This is a genomic window from Actinotalea sp. C106 (genome assembly GCF_023630195.1).
Taxonomy (GTDB): Bacteria; Actinomycetota; Actinomycetes; order Actinomycetales; family Cellulomonadaceae; genus Actinotalea.
The window spans coordinates 1-4,855 of record NZ_JALPKN010000240.1; the positions used below are offsets into that span (position 1 = coordinate 1).

5 protein-coding genes are annotated in these 4,855 nt (G+C 70.6%); 2 read left to right on the forward strand and 3 right to left on the reverse strand.

The annotated features are described in order from the left end of the window. Nucleotides 1-96: 96 nt before the first annotated feature. Nucleotides 97-1,122, reverse strand: coding sequence for a carbohydrate ABC transporter permease (locus L0B03_RS13905; RefSeq protein WP_250446779.1), 1,026 nt, complete (start codon nucleotides 1,120-1,122; stop codon nucleotides 97-99). Nucleotides 1,123-1,229: 107 nt separating this feature from the next. Then, the gene (locus tag L0B03_RS13910) at nucleotides 1,230-2,507 is read right to left on the reverse strand and encodes an ABC transporter substrate-binding protein (RefSeq protein ID WP_250446784.1); all 1,278 of its coding nucleotides are present in this window, start codon (nucleotides 2,505-2,507) and stop codon (nucleotides 1,230-1,232) included. 367 nt (nucleotides 2,508-2,874) lie between these two features. Between L0B03_RS13910 and L0B03_RS13915 the strand changes: the two genes are divergently transcribed. Both L0B03_RS13915 and L0B03_RS13920 read left to right on the forward strand, forming a co-directional pair. Further along, the gene (locus L0B03_RS13915; protein ID WP_250446781.1) at nucleotides 2,875-4,020 is read left to right on the forward strand and encodes a YihY/virulence factor BrkB family protein; all 1,146 of its coding nucleotides are present in this window, start codon (nucleotides 2,875-2,877) and stop codon (nucleotides 4,018-4,020) included. 143 nt (nucleotides 4,021-4,163) lie between these two features. Then, on the forward strand, nucleotides 4,164-4,556 hold the full coding sequence (locus L0B03_RS13920; RefSeq protein WP_250446783.1) for a cupin domain-containing protein: 393 nt from the start codon (nucleotides 4,164-4,166) through the stop codon (nucleotides 4,554-4,556). 32 nt (nucleotides 4,557-4,588) lie between these two features. On the opposite strand, the gene L0B03_RS13925 is transcribed toward L0B03_RS13920, so the two are convergent. Next, on the reverse strand, nucleotides 4,589-4,855 hold a 267-nt coding region (locus tag L0B03_RS13925), incomplete at its 5' end, for an isoprenylcysteine carboxylmethyltransferase family protein (protein ID WP_284501828.1).

The window sequence follows — 4,855 nt, forward strand, 5'->3', positions numbered from 1 at the left end:
GGCGGTTGATCCCGCCGCCGCCCGTCCCGCGCTTGCGCGCCGCGGCGCGGGCCGCGCCGACGCCGGCGGTCTGCCGGATCATGGGGACCGAGATACTCATCGTGCACCTCCGTGCTTCTTGACGGCCTGTGCCGACGAGGCGATCCGTCGGGTGATGGCGAAGTTGATCAGGCCGATCACGATGATGATGAGGAAGAGCAGCCAGGCCACGGCAGCGGCCTTGCCGAAGCTCTTCTGCGCCCCCCAGCCGAGGTCGTACAGGTACAGGGTCGTGGTCAGCCACTGGTTGTCCGAGCCGCCGCGGCCGAACTGGTCGAACATCCGGGGCTCGTCGAAGATCTGCAGCCCGCCGACGGTCGCGGTGATGACCACGAAGATGATGGTCGGGCGGAGCATCGGGACGGTGACCGAGAAGAACTGGCGGACCCGGCTCGCGCCGTCGAGCACCGCTGCCTCGTAGAGGTCACGCGGGATGGCCTGCATGGCGGCCAGGAAGATCAGCGCGTTGTAGCCGGTCCAGCGGAAGTTGACCATCGAGGCGATGGCCACGTGGCTCGCGAGGGCGTCGGCGTGCCACCGGATGGGCTCGATGCCGATGGTGCCGAGCAGGCTGTTGATCATCCCGGCCTGGTCCGCGAAGAGCCGGGAGAAGATCAGCGCCACGGCCACGGGGGCGACGACGTAGGGCAGCAGCACGCCCATCCGCCAGAAGGTCTTGGCCCGCAGGTTCCCGTCGAGGACCGCGGCGATCGTGATCGCCAGCAGCACCTGGGGCACCGAGGAGAGCAGGAAGATGCTGAAGGTGTTGCGCAGCGCCTGGAGGAACACGGGCGACTGCACGACGTCGATGTAGTTCTGGAGGCCGACGGCCTCACCCTGACCGCCGATCAGGTGCCAGTCGTGCACCGAGACGTAGGCCGTGTACGCCAGGGGGAAGAGCCCCACGACGGCGAACACCAGGAAGAACGGCGCGATGTACAGGTAGGGCGAGAGCCTGACGTCGAGCTTGCCGCGCAGGTTGCGCAGGTTCTGGCGCCGGTCGCTGCGGTCTGGTGGGGGCGGGGGTTCCGTGGGGGAGCCGGACTGCTCGGGCTCGGTGCCGACGGGGGCGGTGACCGACATGGTGCTCTCCAGCGTCGTCGCGGGATCGGGATCGGGATCGGGATCGGGTGCGGGCGTGGTGCGGCTGGGGCGCCGTCAGGGGCGCCCCAGCCGCACCACGGGGACGGTCAGCCGAGGCCGAGCTCGTTGTAGGCGGTCAGCGCCTTCTCCCAGGAGGAGGCGGCGTCATCGGTCTGGTCGACGTCGACGCGGGTCAGGGCGTCGGCGACGGTCTGGTGGATGGCGAAGTAGTTCGGGCCCTTGAACGGGGTGGCCGTCACGGCGTCCGCGCGGTTGGCGAGGATCTGACCCGTGGGGGCCTCGTTGAAGAACTCGTCGGTCATGCTCAGCAGCTCGTCGCTCTCGAGGGCCTCGACCTGGCTCGGGAAGGTGCCCTTGGCCTCGAAGGCCTTGACCTGCTGCTCCGGGGCGGTCAGCCACTGCGCGAGCGCCATGGCCTCCTCGGGGTGCTCGGTGTGGGTCGGGACGGTCAGGTAGGACCCGCCCCAGTTGCCGCCGCCGTTGGGGAACACGTCGGCGATGTCCCAGCCCTCGACGCCCGCGGCGTTGCCCTCGATGATGCCGAGCATCCAGCCGGGGCAGGCCATCGTGGCGAAGGCGCCGTTCTGGAACGCGGCGTTCCAGTCGTCGCTCCACTGGCCCAGGTGGGCCGAGAGCTCGCGGTCGACGCTCGCGTCGAGGACGTCGTCGTAGATGTCCTTGACCGTGGCGTGGTCGATCCCGATGACGGTGGCGTCGTCCTCCTCGTAGGCGTTCTCGACCTGGTTGATCATCGCCTGGTAGGTCGCCCCGGCCGAGTCGAACCACGCCGAGTCAGAGCTGGCGACGAAGTCCTCGCCGACCGAGAAGTAGTTCTCCCAGTCGCCCTCGAGCAGGGTCGCGACCTCCTCGCGGTCGGTGGGCAGGCCGGCCTCCTCGAAGAGGTCCGCGCGGTAGCAGATGGCCTCGGGGCCGACGTCGGTGCCGTAGCCGATGAGCTTGCCGTCCGCGGTGGTGGCGGCCTCGGTCTTCCAGTCCAGCCAGCGGCCCTCGATCTCGGGGTCGCTCAGGTCGTTGAAGTTGTCGGAGTACTGCAGGAGCTCGGCGAGCCAGTCGACCTCGAGGGCCTCGACGTCGGACAGGCCCGAGCCCGCGGCGAGGCGGGTGTTGAGGTTGTCCCGGGCCTCGTCGGCCGTGGCGGCCTTCTTCTGCTCGACCGTGATGTTCGGGTTGAGCTCCATGTACTCGGTGATGAGGTCCTCGTACCCGAACTCGTTGAAGGTCGCGACGGTGAGCGTGATCTGCTCGTCGCTGCCCCCGTCCTCGCCCCCGCCTCCGGTGCTCGCGCCGTCGTCGTCAGCCGAGCCGCTCGAGCAGCCGGTGGCGATGAGGGCGAGGCCGGCCATGCCGACGGTGGCCGTGAGCCACGGCTTCCTGGTTGTACGCACGTCTGACTCCTTCGTCTCAGGGGCGGCGGCGGTGCCGACCCGTGACCCCCGTCGGTCGACGGCGGTCGTGCACGTGATCGAACTGAGACCGGTCTCATCCTCGAGCCCGGTGATCCCGTCTCGGCGATGAGACCGGTCTCAGTGCGGTGGCCTTACCGTCCCGTCCGCGCCCCGGGGCTGTCAATCCCCGTGACCGAACCGTGACCAGCGGAGGCTTCCGCGCGACAGCCGAGCCGGCCCGGGGGATGCTCGTGCTGCAGGCCGTGACCGCGGTCGTGCCCCGTCTCGGCCACCCCCGCAGACCACCTCGACCCAGGAGAGAGCGATGAGCCGCCACCAGGCCTCGAGCGCCGACCACGACGACGCCGACCGCCGGGCCCGGGCCGCGACGGCCGCGGACCCCGATGGCGGGCGTGCGGTCGACAAGGCGGGCGCCCCGGACCCCGACGACCGACGCAAGCCCGACTCACCGACGGACATGACCAAGCCGTCCTGGGGCTACGTGCTCAAGCGCACCCTGCGCGAGTTCATGCGCGACGAGAACACCGACAGTGCCGCCGGGCTGACGTACTGGGCGGTCCTGGCCCTCGCCCCGGCGGCCTTGGCGCTGTTCTCCCTGCTGGCGCTGTTCGGCAACAGCCGCCAGATCGTCGAGGACGCGATCGAGGAGGCGGGAGCGAACGTGCCGACCGACGAGGGGTCGGTGATCGACATGTTGCTCGCCGCGGCCGAGGGGCAGCAGGGTGCCGGGCTGGCCCTGATCACCGGCCTCGCCGTGGCGCTGTGGACCGCGTCGAACTACGTCAACGCCTTCGGGCGTGCGATGAACCGGGTCTACGAGGTCGACGAGGGGCGCCCGATCTGGAAGCTGCGACCGATCATGCTCCTGGTCACCCTCGTCCTGCTGGTCCTGGTCGTGGCGATCTGCGTCGCGCTGGTGCTGTCCGGCGGGGTCGCCGAGGCCCTCGGTGCGGCGGTCGGGCTGAGCAGCCAGGCCGTGACCATCTGGAACATCGCCAAGTGGCCGGTCGTCGTGCTGCTGGTCGTCCTGGCCGTGGCGGTGCTGTACTTCGCGACCCCGAACGTCAAGCAGCCCAAGTTCCGGTGGCTGAGCGTGGGCAGCGTGGTGGCCATCCTGGTGTGGGCCCTGGCCACGGTGGGCTTCTTCTTCTACGTGGCGAACTTCGGGAACTACGACGCGACCTACGGGGCACTCGGTGGTGTCGTGGTGTTCCTGCTGTGGCTCTACATCACCAACAACGCGCTGCTCTTCGGGGCCGAGCTCGACGCCGAGCTCGAGCGCGGTCGCGAGCTGCAGGCCGGCATCGCGGCCGAGGAGAGCATCCAGCTCCCGCCCCGGGACACCAAGGCGAGCGAGAAGAAGCACAAGAAGCACGCGGACGACGTCGCACGCGGGCGCCGGCTCCGCGAGTCCGCCGGCGCGCGCCAGTCCGCTCCGCACGTCGACTGACACCAGACCCCGGCCGGTCCTCGGTGGACCGCTGACCCACCACGTGAGCGGTCGCGGCCGCGGCCCGGCGGAGGTATCAAGGATCCAGGCATCGGCCGGCACACCGGCCGAGCCCCGTCTCGGACAACCCAGGGAGCACGCCCATGGAGCACTTCACGATCGCGACCGTCGCCGAGCAGAGCGCGGACTTCCGCCGCGTCCTGTGGACGGGCAAGCACTCGCAGCTCGTCATCATGACCGTCCCCCCGGGCGGGGAGATCGGCGAGGAGGTCCACGAGGACATCGACCAGATCCTGTCCTTCGTGAGCGGCACCGGTGAGGCGATCGTCTCGGGCCAGACGCGCAAGGTCGCCGCAGGGGACCTCGTCGTGGTCCCGGCCGGTCGCACCCACAACTTCGTCAACACCGGCGAGAACCCGCTCATCCTCTACACGGTCTACGGCCCGCCCGAGCACGCCGACGGCGCCGTCCACGCGACCAAGGAGGAGGCCGACGCCCTCGAGGAGGCCGGCAAGGACGAGCCCCCGACGGTGTAGCGATCTCGTGGCGGGACGCGGCCCGGTGCTCCTCAGGGGCGCCGGGCCGCGGTGCGTCCGGGGAGGGCGAGCAGGCGAGGGGTGCGGGCTCGGTAGGCCACGTACCGGTCGCCGAAGCGTGCGACCAGCCGCTGCTCCTCGCGCCGGGTCTTGGCGTCGAGGACCGCGAGCAGGGCGAGCCAGGCGACGACCGGCTCGGGGCGTCGCCGCAGCACCGCCCACCCCGCCGTCGCGACGAGCAGGCCCGTGTAGATCGGGTGGCGGCTCACCGCGTAGACGCCGCGCTCGTGCAGCTCGCC

Bases quoted from the DNA above. Each gene is read 5' to 3' on its own strand.
- L0B03_RS13915 (WP_250446781.1), top strand. From the start codon at position 2,875: ATGAGCCGCCACCAGGCCTCGAGCGCCGACCACGACGACGCCGACCGC.
- L0B03_RS13920 (WP_250446783.1), top strand. From the start codon at position 4,164: ATGGAGCACTTCACGATCGCGACCGTCGCCGAGCAGAGCGCGGACTTC.
- L0B03_RS13905 (WP_250446779.1), bottom strand. From the start codon at position 1,122: ATGTCGGTCACCGCCCCCGTCGGCACCGAGCCCGAGCAGTCCGGCTCC.
- L0B03_RS13910 (WP_250446784.1), bottom strand. From the start codon at position 2,507: ATGGCCGGCCTCGCCCTCATCGCCACCGGCTGCTCGAGCGGCTCGGCT.